Origin of the sequence: Bacillus sp. B2-WWTP-C-10-Post-4 (assembly GCF_009183805.1) — a bacterium.
Classification (GTDB): domain Bacteria; phylum Bacillota; class Bacilli; order Bacillales; family Bacillaceae_G; genus Bacillus_A; species Bacillus_A cereus.
Genome location: NZ_WEII01000004.1, coordinates 1 through 25,815, shown reverse-complemented (window position 1 = coordinate 25,815; position 25,815 = coordinate 1). Strand labels below are relative to the sequence as shown.

Here is a 25,815-nt window from a genome sequence, read left to right as displayed (position 1 = left end):
TATCATGATTATTCTGAAAAATCCATATAGAAATACGAATTTTCAGAAATGTAAGCGTTTTTTGATGTCATTTTACTTTTTTAATATATAATATTCATACAAAAAACCTTATTTTTAATAGAGTATTTATTATATTTACATAAAAAGAGGTTGTTTTGTCAATATAATATTGAAAGGAAAGAAAAATTAAATTTTTGAAAAAGTATTGACTTGTGAAAAAAGTCAGGTCTATAATGAGTGCAACTTAAAAAAATGCAAGCGTTGATGAAGAAGAGTACACATGATGAACATGTCAGAGAGCTGATGGTTGGTGCGAATCAGTATGGAATTGATGTGGAATGGGCTTCGGAGCTTCCAAACCGAAACGAAAGAAGTAGGCTTTGGCGACATGATCTCATCGATACAAGAGACACGTATTGTTTTTGATACGGTAAAGTGCGTTACATTTGTAACGAATTAAGGTGGCACCACGGGAGTACCCGTCCTTTCTATAGGATGAGTACTCCCTTTTTGTGTATAAAAAATTAAATAAATGAAATCGTTTAAGTAAGAAGAGTACGTATATTGGAGACGTTACAGAGAGCCGGGAATAGGTGGGAGCCCGGTACGGTGCCATATACGGAATGGGCTTACGAGAGGTATGCTGAACAATTATTTTCAGTAGGCAACCCGGGTTCCGCCGTTACAAGGATAAGGTATAAATTTTGTACCTGAACAAAGCGGGATGCTTTTGCATCCAACACGAGGTGGTACCGCGGTATATTTATCGTCCTCTACATATTTTCGATATGTAGAGGACTTTTTTATTTTTCAGGGCGAGGTGAAGGACATGATGACGAAAGAAGAATTTATAAAACAAAAAAGAGAGAGAAAGACATTTTTAGTAATCACTGAAGAAGAAGGAGATAGCATTACGCCAATTTCTTTATATAGACGTATGAAAGGGAAGAAGAAATTCTTATTAGAAAGTTCACAGCTTCATCAAGATAAAGGGCGTTATTCTTACTTAGGATGTAATCCTTATGGAGAAGTGAAAAGCGTTGGTACGGAAGTGGAACGAACGATTTACGGCCGGGCAGAAAAGTTACAAGGTAACGTACTGCAAGTGTTAGAAGAAGTAATCGCACCATCACAAGTAGACAGTCCATTTCCATTTTGCGGAGGAGCAGTTGGTTATATTGGATATGATGTCATTCGGCAGTATGAAAACATTGGAGCGGATTTACACGACCCATTAAATATTCCGGAAGTACACCTTTTACTATATCGTGAGTTTATCGTTTACGATCATTTACGCCAAAAGTTGTCGTTTGTATATGTATGCAGGCAAGATGATTCAGCAGATTATGAAGAAGTATACGAAAGGCTACGAGTATACAAAGAGGAAGTGCTACAAGGAGAAGAAGCTGAAGTAAATACAATACAATCCACATTATCATTCACTTCTTCTATAACGGAAAAAGAGTTTTGTGAGATGGTAGAAATGGCGAAAGAATATATAAGAGCGGGAGACATATTCCAAGTCGTACTATCACAGCGTTTACAAAGTGAATGTATTGGGGATCCATTCGGGTTATACCGAAAACTTCGAATTGCAAATCCATCACCATATATGTTCTATATCGATTTTCAAGATTATGTTGTACTCGGTTCTTCGCCGGAAAGTTTACTATCAGTAAGGGAGGATAAAGTGATGACGAATCCAATTGCTGGTACAAGGCCGAGGGGGAAAACGAAGAGGGAAGACGAGGAAATCGCAAAAGAACTGTTAGGCAATGAGAAAGAGCGAGCAGAGCATATGATGCTTGTAGATCTTGGGCGAAACGATATTGGTAGAGTGAGCGAAATCGGCTCGGTTACGATAGATAAATATATGAAAGTAGAAAAATATTCTCACGTTATGCACATTGTATCTGAAGTTTACGGAACATTGCGAAAACAAATGGGCGGATTTGATGCGTTAGCGTATTGCTTACCAGCAGGGACGGTTTCTGGAGCTCCGAAAATTAGAGCGATGGAAATTATAAATGAACTAGAGAATGAAAAAAGAAATGTATACGCTGGTGCAGTTGGATACGTTAGTTTTTCAGGAAATCTTGATATGGCGCTCGCTATTCGAACGATGGTCGTAAAGGATGAAAAAGCATACGTTCAGGCAGGAGCAGGAGTCGTTTACGATTCAGATCCAGTAGCTGAATATGAAGAAACATTAAATAAAGCGAGAGCGCTTTTGGAGGTAATGAAATGATTGTACTTATCGATAATTACGATTCGTTCACATATAACTTGTATCAACTGTTAGGCGAACATGAAGAAGAAATTGTAGTTGTAAGAAATGATGAAATAACGATAGAACAGTTAGAAGAGATGAATCCAAGAGGAATTGTACTTTCACCAGGACCAGGAAAACCAGAGGATGCTGGCGTTTGTATCGACGTCATCCGTCATTTTTATAAGAACGTTCCCATATTAGGGATTTGTCTTGGCCACCAAGCGATCATAGCTGCATTTGGAGGAGACATTGTTAGAGCAGAACGTATTAAACATGGAAAAACATCGCGTGTGAAACATAACGGAATGTCAATCTTTTCATACGCTACACAGCCGTTAACGGCGATGCGCTATCATTCCCTTGTTGCAGAGCAAACGAGCTTGCCAAAGTGCTTTGACATATTAGCGACAGCGATGGACGACGGAGAAATAATGGCAGTCCGTCACAATTATTATCCGCTCTTCGGATTACAGTTTCATCCGGAATCAATCGCAACAGAAGAAGGCGGAAAGTTAATACGTGCCTTTTTAACAGAAGTAAAAGAGGAGGAAAGAGTATGAATAACTATCTTCGTAAATTAGTTGAGGGTCAACATTTAACAGAAGAGGAAATGTATAAAGCAGGATTACTTTTATTAAGTGAAAACATATTAGAAAGTGAAATTGCAGCTTTCTTAGTCTTACTGAAAGCGAAAGGTGAAACTGCAGAAGAAATATACGGTCTCGTTCGAGCTCTTCGCGAAAAGGCATTGCCGTTTTCGAACCATATACAAGGAGCAATGGATAATTGCGGGACGGGTGGCGATGGTGCTCAAACGTTTAATATTAGCACAACATCAGCATTCGTACTGGCAGGAGCAGGTGTAAAGGTTGCAAAACATGGTAATCGTGCTGTTTCTAGTAAAACAGGAAGTGCAGACTTATTAGAAGAACTAGGTGTAAATATTAGTAGTACGCCAAACGAAATTGATTATTTACTAGAGCATGTAGGTATTGCATTTTTATTTGCACCAGCGATGCATCCAGCACTAAGGCGCATTATGAAAATAAGAAAAGAGTTAAACGTGCCGACGATCTTTAACTTAATTGGCCCTTTAACAAATCCAGTGAATTTAGAAACACAATTTGTCGGTATTTATAAACGAGATATGTTATTACCAGTTGCACAAGTATTACAAAAGTTAGGCCGGAAACAAGCGCTTGTCGTAAATGGAAGTGGTTTTTTAGATGAAGCATCATTACAAGGGGAAAATCACGTTGTCATTTTAAAAGATAATGAAATAGTTGAAACGAGTATTGAACCTGAGAAATACGGTTTCTCAATAGTGAACAATGAAGAGATTAGAGGCGGGGATTCGAAAGAAAATGCAAAGATTACAGTCGGCGTATTGAGCGGAGAAAAGAGTGTTTACCGCGATACCGTTTTATTAAATGCAGGTCTAGCTCTTTTCGCAAATGGAAAAACGGAAACGATTGAAGAAGGAATTAAACTCGCGGCACATAGCATCGATTCTGGAAAAGCATTAACCAAATTAAACTTATTAATTGCAGCAAGCAACGAAAAATTAGAAAGGGTGAACTAAAGTGGGGACGATTTTAGATAAAATTGTAGAACAGAAGAAAAAGGAAGTTACGGAGTTATATGAAATATATACACCAGTAAAAGCAAAAAGAAAGACACATTCACTTGTAGAAGCGTTACAGCAGTTTACTGTCATTGCAGAAGTAAAGCGAGCATCACCATCAAAAGGAGATATCAATTTACACGTTGACGTACGAAAACAAGTGGAAACATATGAGAAATGTGGTGCAGGAGCAGTCTCTGTTTTAACAGATGGTCAATTTTTTAAAGGATCGTTTCATGATTTACAAACAGCGAGAGAAGAAAGTAACATTCCGCTTTTATGCAAAGATTTCATAATTGATAAAATTCAAATTGATAGAGCGTATGAAGCTGGCGCAGATATTATTTTACTAATCGTAGCGGCGTTAACGGAAGAGAAGTTAAAAGAGCTGTATAGTTACGTACTAGAAAAAGGATTAGAAGCAATTGTTGAAGTTCATGATGAGCAGGAATTAGAAATTGCGATTGTATTAAATCCGCACGTTATCGGTATTAACAACCGTAATTTAAAAACGTTTGAAGTGGATTTAAACCAAACGGAAAAGCTCGGGAAACGATTAAATGAGGAGAAATTACTTTGGATTAGCGAAAGCGGGATTCATTCAAAAGAGGATATTATTCGTGTTAAAAAAGCAGGAGCAAAAGGTGTATTAGTTGGGGAAGCGCTTATGACATCATCTTCTATTCGTACCTTTTTTGAAGATTGTAAGGTGAACATATGAAAGTGAAAATTTGCGGCATCACTGATATGGAAACAGCAAAACGTGCTTGCGAATACGGAGCAGATGCACTCGGATTTGTTTTTGCAGAAAGTAAACGGAAAATTACTCTGGAGCAGGCGAAAGAAATTATTACGGAACTTCCGGCACACGTGTTAAAGGTTGGTGTTTTCGTAAATGAATCAGTAGAGGTAATCCAGAAAATTGCAGATGAATGCGGGTTAACGCATGTGCAACTACATGGGGATGAAGATAATCATCAAATTAAGAGATTGAATATTCGGTCTATAAAAGCTCTCGGAGTAACTTCAGAGGCCGATATGAAAAACGCTCAAGCATATGAAACGGATTATATATTGTTTGATAGCCCAAAAGAAAAGTTTCACGGTGGAAATGGAAAGAATTTTTCATGGGAACTACTCACACATATGCCAAAAGAGTTGCGAGAGAAAACGATATTAGCTGGTGGATTAAACGCTCTTAATATAGAAGAAGCAATTCGAACTGTTCGGCCATATATGGTCGATGTGAGCAGCGGAGTAGAGACAGAAGGAAAGAAAGATGTAGAGAAAATAAAACAATTTATTATAAAAGCGAAGGAGTGTTCCAAATGAACTACGCATATCCAGATGAAAAAGGACATTACGGTATATACGGAGGACGATACGTTCCAGAAACGTTAATGCAATCTGTACTAGAACTAGAAGAAGCATATAAAGAAGCGATGCAAGATGAGGCGTTTCAAAAGGAATTAAATCATTATTTAAAAACGTACGTCGGAAGAGAAACACCGCTATATTATGCTGATAATATGACGAAGTATTGCGGCGGTGCAAAAATTTATTTAAAACGTGAAGATTTGAACCATACAGGAGCTCATAAAATTAACAATACAATCGGTCAGGCACTACTTGCAGTACGAATGGGCAAGAAAAAAGTTGTCGCTGAAACAGGAGCTGGGCAACACGGAGTGGCAACAGCTACTGTATGTGCTCTACTCGGATTAGAATGCGTCATCTTTATGGGAGAAGAAGATGTGAGACGTCAAAAATTAAATGTGTTCCGAATGGAATTACTCGGAGCGAAAGTAGAAAGTGTAGCGGCAGGTAGCGGTACATTAAAAGATGCGGTAAACGAGGCGCTTCGTTACTGGGTTTCACATGTGCATGATACGCACTACATTATGGGATCTGTTCTCGGACCACATCCATTCCCGCAAATTGTACGTGATTTCCAAAGTGTAATTGGAAATGAAACGAAAAAACAATATGAGGCGTTAGAAGGAAAGTTACCAGAAGCAGTCGTTGCTTGTATTGGAGGTGGTAGTAATGCAATGGGGATGTTTTATCCGTTCGTACACGATGAAGAAGTTGCTCTTTACGGCGTAGAAGCAGCTGGAAAAGGCGTTCATACAGAAAAGCATGCAGCAACTTTAACGAAAGGAAGCGTCGGTGTCCTGCACGGATCAATGATGTATCTTCTGCAAAATGAAGAAGGGCAAATTCAAGAAGCACACTCTATTTCAGCAGGACTTGATTATCCAGGTGTTGGTCCAGAACATAGTTTGCTAAAAGATATCGGCCGCGTTTCTTATCATTCGATAACAGACGAAGAAGCATTAGAAGCATTTCAATTATTAACGAAAAAAGAAGGCATTATCCCGGCGTTAGAAAGCTCGCATGCTGTCGCATACGCATTAAAATTAGCTCCGAAAATGAAGGAAGATGAAGGACTTGTTATTTGTTTATCAGGCCGCGGGGATAAAGATGTAGAGAGTATAAAACGTTATATGGAAGAGGTGTAAAAAATGGGAGTAGAAAAAATTAAAGCAGCGTTTGAAAATGGCAAGAAAGCATTTATTCCGTACGTAATGGGCGGAGATGGTGGCCTTGAAAAATTAAAAGAAAGAATTCGTTTTCTAGATGAGGCTGGAGCAAGCATCGTTGAAATTGGTATTCCGTTTTCAGATCCAGTCGCAGATGGCCCAACGATTCAAAGAGCAGGAAAGCGAGCGCTAGAGAGCGGCGTAACATTAAAAGGCATTTTTCAAGCGTTAGCAGAGGTAAGGAAAGAAGTACAAATGCCCTTTGTTCTTATGACATATTTAAATCCGGTACTTGCATTCGGAAAAGAGAGATTCATCGAGAACTGTATAGAAGCAGGTGTAGACGGCATCATCGTTCCGGACTTACCGTATGAAGAACAAAATATTATTGCGCCGTTACTTCGAGAGGCAAACATTGCGCTCATTCCACTCGTTACCGTAACGAGTCCTATTGAAAGAATTGAAAAAATCACGAGTGAATCAGAAGGGTTCGTTTATGCTGTTACAGTAGCGGGCGTAACGGGAGTACGTCAAAACTTTAAAGAGGAGATTCATAGTTACTTAGAAAAAGTAAAATCACACGTCAACTTACCAGTAGTCGCAGGATTTGGTATTTCAACAAAGGAACATGTAGAAGAAATAATTACAATATGCGACGGAGTTGTCGTTGGAAGTAAGATCATTGAGCTTTTAGAAAATGAAAAGCAAGAAGAAATATGTGAATTAATATATGCAACAAAACAAAAAGAAGAGGCGTAGTCTCTTCTTTTTGTTTTGCGTAATAAATGTTAAAATATACAGAAAATACATATAATTCAGAGGGTGAGAAGGCATGCTAAGACGTAAACTACTATATCTATTTTTAACTGTACCGCTATACGCTTGGCTCATTAGCATGACGAAAATAGAGTTAATGGCTCTATTTTTAGGGTATGTATTCATCTTTTCCAATTTAAATCGCATTCAAGAACAGTCTATTTTAGAAATATGTCTATTTTCGATTAGTATAGAATTATTTAGTATCGTTTCGATTGTATTATTAAACGAATTATTTCTACGGATTCATTCATTTGCATTAATGAAATTTTGGAATATTATATTGCAAGCAATATGTACTTACATTGTGTTTGTTGTGTTGAAAGAAATAGTCGGAAAGCAGACAGTTTTTCAGGATAATAGAAAATGGGAGTGAATAAAAAGGAGCCGTTTGGTTCCTTTTTTGAATCTGTTGTAAAAACAATTGAAAATTATGTCATCTGTTATATAATAGTTAAAAATTGTATTTTTAATGAAAAGAGATGATAACATGGCCATATTGTTGGCACTTATCCCAATTATGATGATTTTCATTTGTTTATTTTTATTTAAACAAACGTCATTAAGGTCCTCGTTAATTTCTTATGCTGTGTCTGTTGGAATTGTTTTACTCTCGCCAATGTTTCAATTAGGGATAAGTGAAACTGTGCACGCAACGATTAAAGGATGGTTAATTTGTTTTATTGTCGGGTACGTTTTATTTTTCGGTATTTTTTTATTTCACCTCATGAACAAAATGGGGTACATCGATCAAGTAGCACGTTTTCTAGAAGCAGTTACTCAGGATCGCTTATTACAAATGCTGCTTATGTGTTTTGGCATTTGCCCGCTTATTGAATCAGTAAGTGGATTCGGTATTGGCTTTATGGTTGCAGCACCTATTTTTCTTTCACTAGGATATAAACCATTTCAAGCTGTACTACTCTCATTCATCGGCTTACTAGCTAGTTCATGGGGCGCAATGGCAACTGGTACGATTATCGGTTCGCAGCTAATAAATATGCCTCTTACAACACTTGGCACAAATACAGCGCTATTAAGTATTCCGATGTTTGCTTACTTCGTTATTCTTTCTTTACACGTTGTTGACGGCTGGCAAGCGGTTATAGAAAAGTGGAAAGAAGGAGTAGGGTTCTTTCTATTATTTTCTCTCGGAATCTATCTTTCTAATGCGTACGTAAGTGTTGAACTAGCCGGGATATTAAGTTCTATCGTTACGATTACCTTTGGCTTTTTTATCATTAAATTAAAAGGAAAAAGTGGGCAAAATCTTATAACAGAACATGCGGCTGCAACGGAGAGAGAAGTATCCATTATAAAAATTATTAGCCCTTATATATTTCTAACAGTTTGTATTTTACTTTCTCGCCTCGTTCCAGCATTACATGATTTGTTCAAATCATATGCGGTTCTTGATTTGAAATCATACTCTTACAAACTAGAGTTACTATATTCACCAGGATTTTGGCTCGGTATGACTTGCTTATTTACTATTATTTTCTTCCGCATCCCGTCTAATATTATTAAACAATCACTCTCACAAACGATTAAACAATGGATTCCATTTGCTATTACGACGACAATGTTTATCGCCATTTCAGAACTAATGGGTGCATCAGGCATGCATTCATTACTCGCAAAGACAGCTGGTGAAACATTTGGAACCTTTTTCGTTTTCGTTGCTCCGTTTATTGGCGCTATTGGTGGATTTTTAACAGGTAGTAACGCAGGATCAAATGCAATGTTTATAAAACTACAAATGCAAACCGCACAAAACGTAACACTCCCGTGGCAATATGTCACAACACTTCAAAACACCGCATCATCAGTAGCGACAATCGCTTGTCCATCACGGATTACACTAGGTGCTTACTTATGTAATATCCCTTACCGTGAAAATGAACTATTAAAGAAGACGACGTTAATGATCTTTGGTGCGGTTTTGCTTGTAGTGGTAGAAGTTATTGTTTGGTATATGTTGAGAAATTAAAAATCCTCCTAACATAGGAGGATTTTTTTTATGAGTGGATAATGATTTAAATATGAATAGCTTCTACTAGATGAATAGGAGATGAAATGTATGCCCCTAAAAAACTACGGTGTGTTAAAAGGTACAGTTATACAATCAAAGATTGGAAAAGGGAAAACACCTCATTATCAAGTTCATTTACAGGGCGAGACAGGAGTAGATTATCGTATTGCAATTAACGTAAAGTCACAAAGTTATCCATCAGAAGTTTTATATTTTGCGAGTAACAATATTAAGTCAGAGGCGATTCATATTTTACCGACATTACCATTCGGTTTTACAGAAATAAAAAACAATGAACCGAAAGTAGCTTTAGATTATATAAGAGGAAATCTATTTGACTCAAATCAAATGATTCCTTTACCTCCCGAAAAAGCAGGAGCAGATAATGATTTAAATGAAAAAATAGAACGTTATATAAAACGAGCGATAGAAGAAAAAGCAATTATTTACGCGTTTGGCGAAAGATGGGGACCAGAAGAAAATACACCAGATTCCTATTTTCATTTCAAACCAGGAAACGGTATACATGATATTCATATGAATCAAGGGAATGTAGAAAAATGGCAAGGTGATGATGGCATATGGCAAGACGGAGGAATACTCATTCACTTTGAAAAGGAAGAAGAATGGATTGGTATCTTTCTTGCATTCCAATCACAGTCATGGTGTACCGATGAAGAGGGGCATGCTCGTGTTCCGGTTGAGCATTGTGATTATAAGGGGAATAATTAATAAGAAGAGGGCGTTTAAAAAGAACGCCCTCTTCTTATTTTATAAAACGAAAAACTAACAAGTGTAGAAATACAAGAGAAAAGCAGTGCTACACTAGAAAACGCAATGAGATACATATTATATTTCATAACCTGTCCAATTAGCTGGTTACTGTCGTATTGAAACAGTCCCGCGATGATGTTGAATAAAAATAAAACGATAAACATGACGATAACACCGTCTATTGATCCTTTAATGTCTGGTTTACTTAAAGCGATATGTGCGGAAATGCAAATGGCGATAAATAAAAATAACCAAAAGGAAGGATTCAATAAATTGCCGATTGTAAATAAGCTTTTCAATAATACAAACGTCGACAAGAGCATGTTTTGGATCATTTCTACATTAATAGAAGTAGAAGCAATCGTTTTTTCGAGAGTTGTATTAAATAAAAAATATGATTCTGGTACGAAATAGCGCATTAAAAGGATTAGTGCAGTAATACCAGAAATAATAGGCCCAATGCCGATGAAGAAATTCCCAATCCGTTGATACACACTTTTTTGATTGTATTGATGTTGTACGTAACCTAAAGCCCCTTGGCTTGTATCTGTCGGGAAGAACTGCGTTGCTACAATCTTATGACGGAACAGCACGCACATAATGGCATGTCCAAGTTCGTGAATAGGAACACCAATCCAAGCCGTTAATAGGAATCCTTTTCTTCCAAAAGCTCTCGACCAATACATGCGTGTGAGAGATTCTAAATATCCTAATAAAAATCCAATTACAATGATAACGCCAATTAAAGAAAATAATTGGATTACGCTTGTAAGGAGTATTTGAAAAATTGAGTTTACCAATTCCATTGTCTTTCATCCAATCTGCTAAAAATGTTATTTGTTCTGTTTCATAATAGCATTTTTTTTCAAGATTACTAGCACATATATTTTCTTTCGGAAGAAGGATTTCAGAATCTTTTTCTTGTAGTCATGTTTTATGTACAAATTCATATATTGAATTTGTAACACCCTATACGGTATATCCTTAAGGAGGGATAAGAGAATGAAATGTCCGTCATGTCATACAGAAAATGCAGCGGAGGCAAAATTTTGCGGGAATTGTGGACATTCGTTAACGGAAGAAGTAGTGGCAAGTAGTGGCCAAGAAGAAGGGCCGGAACAAGCACGTGCGGCACAAGCAAAGGAAGCTCGGCAAAATGAAACGGTAGAGCAAGTGAAGCGGTTTGCGAGCGGCTATTTTCAATTTTTTAAACATGCATTACAAGCACCGACAGCGATTATGCAAAGCGGCGCTATTGAAGTACGAAATGGAATTGTAAGTCTTGTTCTTATTTGTTTTTTAGGAGCATGTATTTTTTATAGAATGATGAGTGCAGCATCAGCAGTTACGAGAACATTTGCACCAGATATATCTACTCCCACGTTTTTTGGAGAATCTATAACGGTCTTTTTCTTTTTATTAATTTTAACTTTATTTGTCGGATTTATTATTTTTGTAAGTGGTAAGATGATGAAATCATCTTTTTCGTTTCTTGAAGTATTCGGTATGTGGGGAACGATAGCGACGCCGGCTATTGTCATATTAGTCCTTTCTTTTCTTTTTAGTTTCTTATTAATTTTTTTCTTACCGATATTATTATCGGTAGCTGCAACTTATATAGGGATTAGTATAACTGTAGCCGTATTAAAGCTAGACAATGACGGATTAGATCTCGTTTACACACTTATTATTGCAAATGTTTTAATTGGAATTGCAACATTCATTGTACTTTGGTCTTACATTAGCACGATAATTCAAGCCTTAACACAGGGAATAACTGGCTTCTAATGAAAAGGTGGTTGACTGGATGAATGTATGTACAAAGTGCGGAATTCAGTTTGAAGATGGTGTGCAATTTTGTCAAAACTGCGGGACGAAGAGGAGACGTTCTGTAGTAAAGAAGAACATTAGCGGTGGTGCAAAAGTTGGCATTACACTGTTAGCGCTATTTGTTATAGCAATTATTGGATTGTATTTGTACGGATCGTCGTATTATACGCAGGTGGCACAAGTAGACCGGATAATTACGATTTTACAAGAGAGGGACGGAGAGAAATTAGCTGAGATCGTTACGGCAGATGATCCATCGGTTATGATAACGAGAGAGAGTGTAACGCCTCTATTTTCATATATAAAAGAAAATCCATCTTACGTAAATGAATTAAAACAATATTTGAGACAAGGTGAAAAACAACGGGACGGAATAGAAAAAGCTGATTTTTCATTAACGAAAGACGGAAAGTATTTCTTTATATTTGATCGATATAAATTGAAAGCAAAGACGTACTATACAACTTTGCTTACAAATGAAAAAGACGTATCGTTAAAAATGAACGGAAAAGAAATTGATAAGACAGATGACAAAAAGTTTGAGAAGCAATATGGGCCATTTCTTCCGGGAAATCAAGTGTTTCAATCAGAGTATAAAAATGACTACGTAAAATTATCTCGTGAGGAAAAGGTTGTACTTATGAAACAAAGCCAAAATAACGTAACGATAGATTTAACGTTGCAAGGTCAATATATTACAGTTCAAACGAACGCGCTTGGTGCAACATTGTATGTAAATCAAAAACCGGTTACAGCGCTGGCAGGAGAAGAAATTACATGGGGGCCTGTAGCGACTGATGGAAGTGCGACGGTTTATTTAGAACGAAATGGAGAAAGTGGACGAGAAACGACAAAAGTAGAGACGGTAACGGCACTTTCGTCTTATAATCTTCCATTTCAAAAGAAAAGTACAGAAAAAACAGTTGTTTATAATGTTACTCCAACGCCCGCGACTGGGTATGTATATAATGGTTTCATCTTTCCTGATAGTGATATTCGAAAATTAACGAGCGCAGATTTAACATATTTATCGAAAGAGCAGTTGAAAATTGCTAGAAATGAAATATATGCAAGGCATGGACATATTTTTCAAACGAAAGATATGCAAGCATATTTTGCAAAACAGCCTTGGTATAGAGAAAATCCTTATTTTAAAGGAACGTTAACAGATATCGAAACTTATAATATTGAACTAATCAAATCAAGAGAATAGAGCGCTTGAAAAAGGTACAGTGTATATTGCTGTACCTTTTCTATCGTTATTTGGCTGGAGCAGGTTCCCTAGAGAAAAAGATATGAAAGAGAAATGTGACTTTACTTGCCCCTCCTGATGTACTGGCTTGCACATCAGATAAAGAACTAGACGTTAAAGCAGCTTCAGAATGTGGAGGGACGATTATTTTAAGAGCATCTTTTGATTCTGATGATATCGTAACCGTTATTGTATCATCAGAAACATTTACAATTTTAACAGTACCGACTGGAAAGATGGCCTTGCGAGCGTGTGATGCAGAAGCGAAGCGGGTAGCTTTCCAAATAGTTTGAGAGAAAGTGTCATTGTCTGATAACCAAGCGCGAGCACTGTATAATGTTGCATTAATGGTAAATTCTTGTTCAAGCGGGAGGGCGGCTTTCGGTTCTTTCGGTTCCTCTGGAAACTGAGCGAGAAGACCAGCGCACATGTATGTTTCACCTACTTTCAATAGTTACTGTTATAGCATATTAAACATGTTGTTTATAAGACACGACAGTTACCTATTCATACATAAGTTTGTGCACCAAATTTGAAGATGAAATTCTCTTTCTTTACAATGGAAGTAGGTGTTATTTCTATAAAATATGGAAAACGTAAAGAGTATGTAAAAAAGAAGGAGTGGTAAAGTGAACTATGTCATTATTGGCGGAGATGCAGCTGGTATGAGTGCAGCGATGCAAATTGTTAGAAACGATGAAAATGCAAATGTTGTAACTTTAGAAAAAGGTGAGATTTATTCGTATGCTCAGTGTGGATTACCGTATGTCATTAGTGGTGCTATCGCTTCAACTGAAAAGTTAATCGCGCGCAACGTGAAGACGTTTCGTGAGAAATATGGAATTGATGCGAAAGTGCGTCATGAAGTAACGAAAGTAGATACGGAAAAGAAAATGGTGTACGCAGAGCATACAAAGACGAAAGATGTCTTTGTATTTTCGTACGATCGATTATTAATTGCGACCGGGGTACGTCCTGTTATGCCGGAATGGGAAGGACGGGAATTACAAGGCGTTCATCTTTTAAAAACAATTCCGGATGCTGAGCGCATATTAAAAACGTTAGAAACGAATAAAGTTGAAGATGTAACCATTATTGGTGGTGGTGCAATCGGACTGGAAATGGCAGAAACATTCGTCGAACTTGGTAAGAAAGTAAGAATGATTGAGCGAAATGATCATATCGGTACGATTTACGATGCAGATATGGCAGAGTACATACATAAAGAAGCAGATAAGCATCATATTGAAATTTTAACGAATGAAAATGTAAAAGCGTTTAAAGGGAATGAACGAGTAGAAGCAGTCGAAACGGATAAAGGTACGTATAAAGCAGATCTTGTTTTAGTGTCGGTTGGAGTGAAACCAAATACTGATTTTCTTGAAGGGACAAATATACGTAAGAATCATAAAGGAGCAATCGAAGTAAATGCATATATGCAAACGAATGTCCAAGACGTATATGCAGCTGGTGATTGCGCAACACATTACCACGTTATAAAGGAAATTCATGATCATATCCCACTCGGAACGACTGCCAATAAACAAGGGCGACTTGCTGGACTGAATATGCTTGATAAACGAAGAGCTTTTAAAGGTACGTTAGGCACAGGCATTATTAAATTTATGGATTTGACACTCGCAAGAACAGGGTTAAATGAAAAAGAAGCAAAAGGGCTACACATTCCGTATAAAACAGTCAAAGTAGATTCTACAAATATGGCGGGCTATTATCCAAATGCAAAACCACTTTATTTGAAATTACTATATCGCTCCGATACGAAACAATTATTGGGCGGGCAAGTAATTGGAGAAGAAGGCGTAGATAAACGTATTGATGTGATCGCGATGGCACTTTTCAATAAAATGAGCATTCATGATTTAGAAGATGTCGATTTAAGTTATGCACCACCATATAACAGCGTGTGGGATCCAATTCAGCAAGCGGCAAGGAGAGCAGAATAGCACTTTTTAAAGTGCTATTTTTTTACAATGAGGGAGTAAATAAAGTTTCACTTTATTTTGAATATACCGTTCCCCCTTGAAAACATAGTACGTATCGCTTATATTTTCATATAGTATTTATTTTTTAAACGAAGCAATGAACGAACCAGGGGGCGCAGTATGGCAATTAATATGAAAACAATCGAAGAATGGATTGTTGAATCAAATACAAGACATGAAGAAGACTTTGGACACGTTGTGGAAGAAATGAAAGAAGTATGTGTCGGACTTGATAACGCGACATTAATTTATACGAAAAATGTATTTTGTTTCGGTAAAAAAGTAGAAGTATTTTTCTTCTTTCAAGACCATGTCGTGATCGGACAAGAAAAAGACGAATATGTTGAGATTGAAAAATTAAAGTATGATGCCATTACAAATAGTAATTTAAAAACAAATGACAAAAATACTACGTTAGAATTAAAGTTTGCTAACGGACAATCTATCAATTTAGATAGTTTAAATGATAACTACGGTACGAAAAATTGGTTATTTGCTAGACAAATTAAGAGTATTTTTAAGTTAATCTAGTAAAAAAGCACGCCGTCCATCGGCGTGCTTTTAACTATGCAAAGCCCCTTTTAACCAATTCCGCGCCCGATATGCCCCAACTGGAACTTGAATAAGAGATGTTTCATTCCCAGCATCTATTCCGTACAATTGATCACATGCATTTGTATCAAAACTAAGTAAAGGATGCCCGCCCATCCCCATAGCGGTCGCTGCAAAAACGAGTTTATGAACGAGGATACCAGCTTCCATTTGGTGAATGCGATATCCTCTATAGCCTAATGCACGTGTATAGTAATCTTTCTGTCCGACTACATGTAAGCAAAGTGGTACTTGAAAAAGGTTTACGTTATCCATCGTCATACTAGACTGAAGTGGGTAGCGAAGGTCTCCATATCGAATTGGTTGTATGGAATGTGTTTTACTGTTATAAGCGTAAGCCCCGTTTTCAATATTTTTCACGCTATAAAAACATCCGTATAAGGAGACGCGTGTATTTTCATTTGTATACTTACCGTCAAGGTCGTTGTAATAGGGGAAGGAGAGACTCGCTTCTTGTAGTAAAGTAGCGAGCTCAGCTGCATCCCATTTCGTTAAAATAAAGTCCGCATCAGGAGAATATCGTTTTTTACAAAGTTGTAGGAAATCATACGATAACCGTTCTACTTTCGGTAGCTGTACAGCGTACGTATTATGTTGATAGTGCTCTTCATGATGTAGCGTTTGGAAGTGTGCTGTCGATTCGATCATAGAAGCTTCATTTATTTTTGTTATCATCGGATATTCACCTACATGTTTTGAGCGAACGAAATGTTCATGTGCGAGCGGCGGAATTTGTTGCAACAACTCATGAGAAGTAACTGTTTTATTTTCACGGTAATTATTGTGAAACCAATTAGTTTCTGGCTCTGTACTTAAAGGAATAACGGCATACACACTTTCTTCACCTTCTGACAATCCGAGTAAATGGTTCAGTGCACGGTCTAGAAATTGAAAGTATACGCCGTTTGTATAACCGAATTGCTTTGCACATTCTAGCAATTGTCCAATGAGGACCCCGCTATCTAATCCTTGAAGACGATATGAAAAATTATTGTATTTAAAGAAATTTTTCCAAAACATAGTGGATACGAATGCAGCACCGAAACAATCATGTATATTACAGCGATTACCGAGTGCGTCTGCCAAATAAGAATCGAAATTTCCTTCGCGAAGTAAAATAACTCGGTGATGCGCGGCGTCATAATGGTAAATGCCGTCTGGGTAATCGTCAATCTTTAAATAGATATACAATTCATTCGGATATAAAGCACCACCCGAAGGAATAGATCTTCGTAATACATTTCTCTCGCTATTTAGCTGACATAATTGTGTTACACCAAATGAATACCAAAGGTAGTGACCAATTTCATTTAGAGTAGGTGTAGTAGAAGAGTTCGATAAAGATAACGGGATTTCTAAGGAGAGCGGGATGGTAGGTACATTTCGATATAATTTATAAGGAAGCGGTGCGTCTTTCCAGTCCACCTCATGATTCGGCATAATTTCATCGATAGAGAAATGGAGATGATGTAAAAAAGTATCTAGCTGCATGAAATCCCTCCTTTACTATGGAAACGGATGTGGATGTGGATTTAATCTTTCATTCGTTAAAGGTTCGTCTGTATATCCAAGTGTCATCGGTACGGTATATACCCGGTCCAGTCCTGTAACTCGAGTAAGATGGTGACCAAACGTCATCGGTAGCATGCCTGGAATAATAACTTTTACACAATGTAATCCATTCTTTTCTATGAGGGGAACGGTTTGATCTACAACGATTATTTCAAGATTAGATTGATGCAAACGATTTAAAAGTTGGTGGAGATCGGATGTTAAATCCATATCAAACGATTGTGATACATTCATTTCTTGGAACGTTTGCACCGGTGCATCTTCCCGTAAAAGGAAGTGAAGACGTTCTTCTGTTTCTTTCAATCCATACAGCATACTATGGTCTTCCATTTTATTAACGAAATAAGGATCTTGTAAGCATTTTTCGTAGTATTCTCTTTTGTGCTCGAGCTCATCGTCTGTTATAAGTAACATGCCTGCTATTTCTTGAATGGCGCTTTTTAAGGCTCGAATAGGATCTAAATGAGCGCCTCCTGCACAAACAACGTTCATTCCATTTTCACGCGTATTTTTTGCAATTACCCATAAGCTAGGAATGCCGTGTTCCATCGTCGCGTTAAAAGCGTGTAATTCATATCCGGTAATCGTACGTAACCGCTGAATCATTAATTGTAATTCTGTATCATTTGCTGAACTAAGATCAAGGCGGGGAAGAGGTAATTCGGCATACCAAGTGAGTAAGAAGGCATCACGCTCTACTATTTCTAAAATGCCGTGAAAAATCGCTTCTTCTAAACTACCGCCAATTGCACATCCATTTGATGTTTCATACACGAAAGCATCTCGATGACCAAGGCTATAATAAGCAATTGATTCAGGAACTAAAAGCGGTCTGTTTTGTGATAAAGAATATCCCCATACCCAGTTTTGCTCATAATCAGGATCAAACGGCTTGAATGGAAAGTTATCACGATTGTAATGTTCATTTGTATGGACACCGAGTGTGAGGGGATTTAGTGCATGTTCCTCTAAATCATGAAAATTACCATGCACATTTGTCTTTTTCCCACGAGGAGACATACCGCAATATCGTTCTAAACCTTCTAAAATAGCAGTTGCTTCACTCACTGCAAATGAATGAGTTCGTCCCGCAACACCTTCATTTCCGAACATTAATGGCATGTTTATAATGACGTCAGCGAATGGTAATACAGAATGCTGCATTTTTCCGTTCAACATACCGACCCGATAATCTAAATAGTCTCTCGTTAAAAATGTGTTTAGCTCATGAATGGAACGGCAGCGATACGTTTCGGTGCTTACTTTTAAACTCGGTTGTAAAGAAACTTCCGCCGCATCCGCAGTATCATCAGGTAAATTACTACATACAGGACAGAGAGGATCTGGAAGAAAAGAATGCCGCGTACATTGTAATGTTTGTAAGTTTAGTAAAATAAGTTCATTTTCTAAAGAAGAATGGTTATGAGTTAATATTTTTCCTGTTTCTGCGCAAATAAGATGGCACATTTGCAACATTCCATTTTGGGTGGCACGTACGTCACGTCTCGTTACATTATCTGCTTTAAAGGCATATTTCCGCTGTAGTTCCCACATTTCTTTTTGATCAAAGCCAGCGATAAAACGGCGTCCATCAGAACAATGGGAACATCCAGGCGTAAGAGGATGAATGTAAGGACCGATAATACCTTCGCCAAATGAAGTAAAACCACGAAGCCATGGAATATGATTTGAGCGAAAAATAAGTTCGGCATCATGATGAATAGTAGAAGGAGATCCATCATGTAATACGAGAGCGAGATGAATATTTTCAGGAAGTTCTTCTGTGAGGGTATGTTGACGAATGATGGAATATTGTTCGCATAATTGATCATGTACATAGTCTGCAAGAAGGCCATCTCCTATAAGCAATATATTTTGAATCATAAACCGTCCTCCTTTGCAATTAATACCCCATACACACCGTCTAGGTTTTCTTTCAAAAATGGTTCGATTGCTAAATCGAACACGAAGGGATAAAAATTATGTTCTTCTAAATGCTGTAAGGCAAGCTGTAAAGATTGCACACTTGGAATTTCTTCTTCCGCTTGTATTTCCACTCTAAAAGAATCCGTGTCATATAAAATAATAGAGGATTCAGGCAAGATATTAGCTCTGTAAGGAATTTCTTCATTTTGAACGTGAAAGAGTGATAGTTGTAGTGCGTTTCGTAACGCTAACGTCATATTAATATTAGATGCACCGTACCATCTATCATTTATACCAACCCAAACGACTGGAAAACTGAGAATCTCTTCACTCATTGCGATTTTAGGTGTTTCATGGATTGTAGAGAGAGCATCGTAATAAAATCTACAATGTTTATCTTGAATATCAATTAAATCAACAGTTGTAAGTTCCTCTAGAATATGTGACTGCCGCTCATACAGTTTATTGTTTAAATGTTGTTGTAGTGCCCGGTAAAATCCTTCTGTCATCGTTTCTCCAGCACCGATACCGATATTGTTATGTTCAGGAATAAGGCGGTGAATGATTTCTGCTACATATGTTTCAATTCCTGTTAAACCAGCTTCTCGGCGTGCTTCATTATGAGTCAATCCACTACGAGTCATAAGAGGCAGAAGGGGAGCTGGGCCATCTGATAGTGGAGTAGCTACTTGAATATAGCATTGTGATAATGGTAATTGATATGAATCTTGTTCATCCCATACATGGAATATACCGGCTTCTTTAGAAGTTAATGAATCGAAAAAGCGGAATACATCAGTTGAAGTATGTTGGCCATACCGATGCTCAAGTTTTTCAGAAATATTTTCTATCGTATCAATTGTAAAACTTTCATCAGTTGCAAGAGGGTGTTTTATAAAAGGATGCCACGTTCCTTCAAGTGTTTCATAGTTTAATAAAAAGAATTGTGATTCTTTTTCACGATATGAATCATCCGCGACATGTTTAAACAATTCAAAAACGATTACATTTGCTAACATGGCAGATGTAATTGGTGAGAAGGAATCCGATGAATTTTCATTTTGTAAAGTCGTTTCATGTAGCCGATGCCATGCGGATTCCCAGCATTCATCACGATTTTCTGTTACGACAGGTCCAGCTATACCGAGTGTTGATAAACAAATAGCTGGTATGAAATTCTTTTTCGTTTCTCTACAAATAGTGTGAACTGTTTTTAAACCGTCAATGTCTCCGTTTTGAGAAACATATAAAATCCAATCAAAAGGTTCGAATACTTCACGCAAGGGACGGTCAATTGTAGTATCGATTTCTTGAAGGAGTACACTGTTATCAACTTCATATGCACGTTCTATTAGCTCATGTATTCTGTCATAGTTTGTTTCATCCCGATCTGTAACGAGGTAATGAAATGTAGGTAAACCAGATTCTAATAAAGAAGAAACTAAGGAAGTGAGCATATCCCCAGAACCAAGTACAAGGACATTTGCTCCGCGGTACGTTTCGAATTTTAAAGCACCTGAATGAGAATCAGCTTCTAAAAATTCAATTTGTGAAGCATATCTGTCGAGTAATGTACTGTTTAATTCATGAGGTGCATCTTGATTTGCATCACGAACGAAACCATTTTCATATAAAATCTCTCCAATTTCAAATACACGGTTTTGATAGGGGAGAGGGAGGCCATCGGTTATTTCGGCTAAAGAATAATTCCCGTTAAACATTGGCATTAATTTTTCAATCCAGTCATAAATTCCATCACCGTCCATACGAAATGAACTGGCGTTATTTCGAAAATAGACACCCCCGTTTGAATCGGGGAGGAAGAAAGTATCCTTATTTACTTTAAGTTTTGCATGAATTGGAAGGTTATTCATTTTAATCCTCCTTACGTTTAGGCATACATTATTACCTTATGTCATGAAATTTGTCCCGTATGAACACAATAAAAAAAGGCTGTAGAATGATTCATTCTACAGCCTTTAATAGATTTTTAATCTATCAACCTTCTAATAATAATGACTTTGGATCTTCAAGCATATCTTTAACAGCAACAAGGAAGCTAACTGCTTCTTTACCATCAACAATACGGTGATCGTAAGATAAAGCAATGTACATCATTGGGCGGTTTTCCATACGCTCGTTATCAATTGCAACTGGGCGTACTTGGATTTTATGCATTCCTAAAATACCAACTTGTGGGCTATTTAGGATCGGTGTTGACATTAGAGAACCGAACACACCACCGTTTGTAATTGTAAATGTACCACCTTGTAGTTCTTTTAATGAAAGTTTGTTGTCACGTGCTTTTTTACCTAATTCACGAATTTCACTTTCAATTTCAGCGAAGTTTAATTGGTTAGCATCGCGTACAACTGGAACAACTAATCCATCTGGAGCTGCTACTGCAATACCGATATCATAGAATTTTTTAATGATAAGCTCGTCACCTTGAATTTCAGCATTTAATAATGGGAATTGTTTTAATGCTGCAACAACTGCTTTTGTGAAGAATGACATGAAGCCAAGACGTACATCATGTTTTTTCTCGAAAGCATCTTTGCGTTCTTTACGTAATTCCATGATCGCACTCATATCAACTTCGTTAAATGTTGTTAACATTGCAGATGTTTGTTGAACTTCTACAAGGCGTTTTGCAATTGTTTGACGGCGGCGGGACATTTTCACGCGCTCAACTGGTTTTTCGAATTCAGTTTTTGCAACTGGAGCAGGAGCTGGACTCTTTGGAGCAGCTGGTGCTTCTTTTGGTGCTGCAGCATGAGCTTGTACATCATGTGGTCTCACGCGTCCAAGTGGATCTGTGCTACGTACGTCGTTTAAGTCGATTCCTAATTCACGAGCCATTTTTCTAGCAGCTGGTGATGCGATAGGACGGTTTGTATTTGGTAAACCTTGTAGTGTTGCAGTTTGCTCAGCATTTGGTGCCGCAGCTTTCGGTGCTTCAGTCGTTTCTTGTTTTGGTTGCTCAGCCACTGGTGCAGGTGTACTTACTGCAACTGGTGCTCCATTAGCATCTAAAATTGCGATAGTTGCGCCAACTTCAACTGTATCCCCAGGTTCGCCTAGTAACTTCGATACAATACCTGAATCTTCTGCAATGATTTCTACATTGACTTTATCAGTTTCAAGCTCAACAACGCTGCCACCTTTCTCAACTTTGTCGCCTACGTTGATAAGCCATTGTGAAATAGTTCCTTCAGTAATAGATTCTGCAAGCTCAGGTACTTTAATTTCGATCATTTTAAATGTCCTCCCCTTATTTGCCTAACGGTGTGTTTTTTCTTCTTTTGTCTTCGGTAATCTCCATTTGTTAGCCTGGCCTTGGGCAGAATATCTGCCCAAGGAACAAGCAAGAAAGCTTCATTGTTACTTTTTAGTTGCTGTAAACTTCAATTTCTTGTTTATCTTGACGGAAGTTATACTTTACATCTAAAGCATGTGCAACGATTAGTTCTTGCTCAGCTTTGTGAGCGAATGGATCGCCGCCAGATGGACTAGAGCGATCAGGACGTCCAATGTAGCCTGTTTTCACTTTATCTCCAGCAAGTTCGAACAGAATTGGAGCCATGTAATGCCATGCGCCCATATTACGAGGTTCTTCTTGAACCCAAATGATTTCTTCTAAGTTTTTAAAGCGTTTAATAATAGATTGAACTTTCTCAGCAGGGAATGGGTACAATTGCTCAATACGAACGACATGAACTTCGTCTAAGTTGTACTCATGTTTACCAGACTCGATTTCTGCTGCTAAGTCAATCGCCATTTTACCTGTGCTTAAAACAAGACGTTTTACTTTATTTGGTTTCATGCCAAGGTTTTCTTGTTCTAAAGCAGGTTGGAAACGTCCTTCGCTTAACTGACTAGCAGTTGAAAGCGTAAGTGGGTGACGTAATAAACTCTTCGGCGTCATCAATACTAATGGTCGAACAGCTTCCGTTCCTAAGATAGATGCTTGACGACGCAGGATATGGAAGTATTGAGCTGCACTCGTTAAGTTTGCAACTGTCCAGTTATTCTCAGCAGCTAACTGTAAGAAACGCTCTGGACGTGCACTAGAGTGCTCTGGTCCTTGACCTTCATAACCGTGTGGTAATAGAAGAACTAAGCCAGATTTTTGACCCCATTTTGCTCTTCCTGCTGAAACATATTGATCAAATAATGCTTGCGCAGTATTTGAGAAGTCACCATATTGCGCTTCCCACATAACAAGAGTTTCTGGAGCGAATACGTTATAACCATACTCGTAACCAACAACAGCAGCCTCTGATAACGGACTGTTATGAACAGAGAATGAAGCATTAATGTTTGGTAAGCGATGTAATGGTGAATATGTTTCATTTGTATCAGTATCGTGTAATACGATATGACGGTGTGCGAATGTACCACGCTGTGAATCTTGACCAGTTAAACGAATTGGCGTACCTTCTTGTAAAATAGAAGCGAATGCTAATGATTCAGCAAGTGCCCATTCAATTTTGCCGTTCTCTTCAAGAGCATCTTTACGGCGCTCAAGAATTTTCTTCACTTTCGGATATACGTTAAAGCCTTCTGGCCAAGATAGTAGACCTTCATTAATTGCACGAAGTGAGTCAATCTCAACGCCAGTATCAATTGACTGAATACCTTTTGCAACAACATCTGGTACTTTAACGTGAATTGTTGCATCACTCGTATCAGCTGGTGGTACTTGTGCATAGTCAGACTTTAATTGTTCTTGTATAAACTGTGTAATCGTTTCAACCTCATCTGCATTTAGAACACCAGCAGCTTGTAATTGATCTGCATAAATTGCTCTTACAGTTGGATGGTTTTTAATTTTTTTGTACACTTGTGGTTGCGTAACTGCCGGGTCATCCATTTCGTTATGACCGTAGCGGCGGTAACCAATTAAATCGATTAAGAAGTCTTTTTTGAACAACATGCGATATTGAATCGCAAGGTTAGCAGCTGCAAGACAAGCTTCCGGATCATCAGCATTCACGTGAACAATCGGAATATCGAAACCTTTTGCAAGGTCACTTGAATATTTCGTAGAACGAGAATCATAGCTATCAGTCGTAAAACCAACTGCATTGTTTGCGATAACATGAATCGTTCCGCCTGTTTGGTACGCGTTCAATCTGCTTAAGTTGAGTGTCTCAGATACAATACCTTGACCAGGGAATGCAGCATCACCATGAACTAAAATTACGAATGATTTTGAAGTATCTTGATCTGGAAGACCAGATTTTTTACGATTCTCTTGAGCCGCACGTGCGAAACCTTCTACTACAGGATTCACGAACTCAAGATGACTCGGGTTATTTGCTAATGTAACGCGAGTACTAACTTCTTCGTTACTAACGACTTGTTCTCTACCTAGGTGGTATTTCACGTCGCCAGTCCAGCCAGAATTAGCCACTGCGCCTTCTATTTTTGCATGTTTGAACTCAGCAAACATGTGGCTATATGGTTTTTCTAATACGTGAGCAAGTACGCTTAGGCGACCGCGGTGAGCCATACCAATCATGACATCCTCTACGCCATTCTTAGCACCTTCTAGAACAATTTCATCTAAAACAGGTACAAGCATATCAACGCCCTCGATAGAGAAACGTTTTTGCCCAACGAATGTTTTATGCAAGAATTGCTCGAAACCTTCAACAGCTGTTAAACGTTTTAAAAGAGCAGTTCGTTTTTTATTTGATAGTGGTTGACGCAATGAATTTGATTCCACCATTTGATGCAACCACGCGCGTTCTTCACTATCTTGTATATGAGAAAATTCATAAGCTAAAGATTTTGTATAAACGTCTTTTAATCTATGAATTACATCAAGTGCAGTGTGAATACCTTCTGGTGCATCTGGCCATACTGTTTTCGCTGGAATCGCCTTCAAGTCAGCATCGCTCAGTTCGTTCATTGCTTTCTCAAGAAGAGATTGTCCATTTGCAGCATCTTCCATCGGGTTGATGTGAGCCAACGTGTGCCCGAAAGAACGAATCTGCTCAACAAGTTGAACGACTTTAAGAATTTTTTCAATATTACCTGTGTTTTGAGGAGAAAAATGTGTTGCTGTGTTGTCCCCTGTTACGACATCATCTTGAAACGAAGGAGCTCCAAAAATTTCAAAAAGCTCTTGTAATTCCGGATCAACAGAACCTGCTCCAGTTACGTAAAGATCATACTGCTCAATAACATAACCAAGGTTCGGACCGTGGAACTTGGCCCAAGGGTTTGTCGTTGTATTCTTCCTCGTCATTTGTTTAAACCTCCCAATGCATATAATCCTTTTCCATACAAAGGTGCATTTTGCTCTTTTTCAATAAGTAATGAATCAATAATCAATGTAAATGTTTTTCTTTACTCTTATGTTATTACAATAATTTACATAATACCAAACACTATTACTTATCTGTTTTGTAAAAAAACATTCACAATAACTTATCACCCAAGTTAATCTTTCATGTTATAAAGTAATTTTACAGAAAAATGGGGTGGATATATTTGGTATGCCTATACTAATAGCTATAATTGTTGCATTTAAATATAGGTATAATAG

General features: G+C 37.7%; 21 protein-coding genes and 2 other annotated features. Of the genes, 14 read left to right on the top strand and 7 right to left on the bottom strand.

Features of this window, described 5'->3' with window-relative positions; translation table 11 throughout:
• Positions 1–252: 252 nt before the first annotated feature.
• Positions 253–490 (top strand) — a binding site (T-box leader).
• A 42-nt stretch (positions 491–532) separates the two neighbouring features.
• Positions 533–777, top strand: a binding site (T-box leader).
• A 52-nt stretch (positions 778–829) separates the two neighbouring features.
• The 10 genes from trpE to GBN78_RS03625 all read left to right on the top strand — a co-directional run bounded on the left by trpE (position 830) and on the right by GBN78_RS03625 (position 10,019).
• A complete protein-coding gene (gene trpE / locus GBN78_RS03670; RefSeq protein ID WP_025967016.1) occupies positions 830–2,248 on the top strand; it encodes an anthranilate synthase component I in 1,419 nt (472 codons plus the stop codon).
• A complete protein-coding gene (locus tag GBN78_RS03665; RefSeq protein WP_152126962.1) occupies positions 2,245–2,832 on the top strand; it encodes an aminodeoxychorismate/anthranilate synthase component II in 588 nt (195 codons plus the stop codon). Before trpE ends, GBN78_RS03665 begins: the two co-directional genes overlap by 4 nt.
• Positions 2,829–3,854: an anthranilate phosphoribosyltransferase gene (gene trpD, locus GBN78_RS03660; protein ID WP_001067359.1), complete on the top strand. Its 1,026-nt coding sequence runs from the start codon at positions 2,829–2,831 to the stop codon at positions 3,852–3,854. The genes GBN78_RS03665 and trpD overlap by 4 nt, the downstream gene beginning before the upstream one ends.
• Before the next feature lies 1 nt (position 3,855).
• Entirely contained in the window at positions 3,856–4,617 is a 762-nt protein-coding gene (trpC, locus tag GBN78_RS03655; protein WP_030024039.1) for an indole-3-glycerol phosphate synthase TrpC, read from the top strand.
• Positions 4,614–5,228, top strand: a complete 615-nt coding sequence (locus GBN78_RS03650; protein ID WP_074626144.1) for a phosphoribosylanthranilate isomerase — start codon at positions 4,614–4,616, stop codon at positions 5,226–5,228. The genes trpC and GBN78_RS03650 overlap by 4 nt, the downstream gene beginning before the upstream one ends.
• Positions 5,225–6,418 carry a tryptophan synthase subunit beta gene (trpB, locus tag GBN78_RS03645; RefSeq protein WP_098601386.1) on the top strand — a complete coding sequence of 398 codons (1,194 nt, stop codon included), beginning with the start codon at positions 5,225–5,227 and terminating at the stop codon, positions 6,416–6,418. Before GBN78_RS03650 ends, trpB begins: the two co-directional genes overlap by 4 nt.
• 3 nt (positions 6,419–6,421) lie before the next feature.
• Positions 6,422–7,198: a tryptophan synthase subunit alpha gene (gene trpA, locus GBN78_RS03640; protein ID WP_000537834.1), complete on the top strand. Its 777-nt coding sequence runs from the start codon at positions 6,422–6,424 to the stop codon at positions 7,196–7,198.
• Between the two features lie 73 nt (positions 7,199–7,271).
• Positions 7,272–7,631, top strand: a complete 360-nt coding sequence (locus tag GBN78_RS03635; protein WP_000946130.1) for a DUF4029 domain-containing protein — start codon at positions 7,272–7,274, stop codon at positions 7,629–7,631.
• Positions 7,632–7,745: 114 nt separating this feature from the next.
• Complete coding sequence (locus GBN78_RS03630) at positions 7,746–9,245, top strand: L-lactate permease (RefSeq protein ID WP_152126960.1); 1,500 nt, start codon at positions 7,746–7,748, stop codon at positions 9,243–9,245.
• A gap of 90 nt (positions 9,246–9,335) precedes the next feature.
• The gene (locus GBN78_RS03625; RefSeq protein ID WP_001128603.1) at positions 9,336–10,019 is read left to right on the top strand and encodes a DUF2278 family protein; all 684 of its coding nucleotides are present in this window, start codon (positions 9,336–9,338) and stop codon (positions 10,017–10,019) included.
• Positions 10,020–10,033: 14 nt separating this feature from the next.
• Here GBN78_RS03625 and GBN78_RS03620 read toward each other — a convergent pair whose 3' ends face one another.
• Positions 10,034–10,867 carry a hypothetical protein gene (locus GBN78_RS03620; RefSeq protein WP_047385758.1) on the bottom strand — a complete coding sequence of 278 codons (834 nt, stop codon included), beginning with the start codon at positions 10,865–10,867 and terminating at the stop codon, positions 10,034–10,036.
• Between the two features lie 196 nt (positions 10,868–11,063).
• Here GBN78_RS03620 and GBN78_RS03615 point away from each other — a divergent pair, with 196 nt between their 5' ends.
• Positions 11,064–11,849 carry a zinc ribbon domain-containing protein gene (locus GBN78_RS03615; RefSeq protein WP_152126959.1) on the top strand — a complete coding sequence of 262 codons (786 nt, stop codon included), beginning with the start codon at positions 11,064–11,066 and terminating at the stop codon, positions 11,847–11,849.
• A gap of 19 nt (positions 11,850–11,868) precedes the next feature.
• A complete protein-coding gene (locus GBN78_RS03610; protein WP_152126957.1) occupies positions 11,869–13,104 on the top strand; it encodes a TcaA 3rd/4th domain-containing protein in 1,236 nt (411 codons plus the stop codon).
• Positions 13,105–13,150: 46 nt separating this feature from the next.
• Here GBN78_RS03610 and GBN78_RS03605 read toward each other — a convergent pair whose 3' ends face one another.
• Positions 13,151–13,573, bottom strand: coding sequence for a hypothetical protein (locus GBN78_RS03605; protein ID WP_000332393.1), 423 nt, complete (start codon positions 13,571–13,573; stop codon positions 13,151–13,153).
• A 199-nt stretch (positions 13,574–13,772) separates the two neighbouring features.
• Between GBN78_RS03605 and GBN78_RS03600 the strand changes: the two genes are divergently transcribed.
• Entirely contained in the window at positions 13,773–15,107 is a 1,335-nt protein-coding gene (locus GBN78_RS03600) for an FAD-dependent oxidoreductase (RefSeq protein WP_025967024.1), read from the top strand.
• Positions 15,108–15,266: 159 nt separating this feature from the next.
• Entirely contained in the window at positions 15,267–15,677 is a 411-nt protein-coding gene (locus GBN78_RS03595; RefSeq protein ID WP_025967025.1) for a DUF3908 family protein, read from the top strand.
• Between the two features lie 30 nt (positions 15,678–15,707).
• On the opposite strand, the gene GBN78_RS03590 is transcribed toward GBN78_RS03595, so the two are convergent.
• From GBN78_RS03590 to odhA, 5 genes are all read right to left on the bottom strand, one after another.
• Entirely contained in the window at positions 15,708–17,249 is a 1,542-nt protein-coding gene (locus GBN78_RS03590; protein WP_152126955.1) for a SagB family peptide dehydrogenase, read from the bottom strand.
• A gap of 15 nt (positions 17,250–17,264) precedes the next feature.
• On the bottom strand, positions 17,265–19,214 hold the full coding sequence (locus GBN78_RS03585; RefSeq protein WP_152126953.1) for a TOMM precursor leader peptide-binding protein: 1,950 nt from the start codon (positions 19,212–19,214) through the stop codon (positions 17,265–17,267).
• Positions 19,211–21,130, bottom strand: a complete 1,920-nt coding sequence (locus tag GBN78_RS03580; protein ID WP_001061563.1) for a putative thiazole-containing bacteriocin maturation protein — start codon at positions 21,128–21,130, stop codon at positions 19,211–19,213. Before GBN78_RS03580 ends, GBN78_RS03585 begins: the two co-directional genes overlap by 4 nt.
• 124 nt (positions 21,131–21,254) lie before the next feature.
• A complete protein-coding gene (gene odhB / locus GBN78_RS03575; protein ID WP_000569926.1) occupies positions 21,255–22,514 on the bottom strand; it encodes a 2-oxoglutarate dehydrogenase complex dihydrolipoyllysine-residue succinyltransferase in 1,260 nt (419 codons plus the stop codon).
• 133 nt (positions 22,515–22,647) lie between these two features.
• Positions 22,648–25,515 (bottom strand): 2-oxoglutarate dehydrogenase E1 component, encoded by a 2,868-nt coding sequence (odhA, locus tag GBN78_RS03570; RefSeq protein WP_000197124.1) that lies wholly within the window; start codon positions 25,513–25,515, stop codon positions 22,648–22,650.
• Positions 25,516–25,815: the final 300 nt, after the last annotated feature.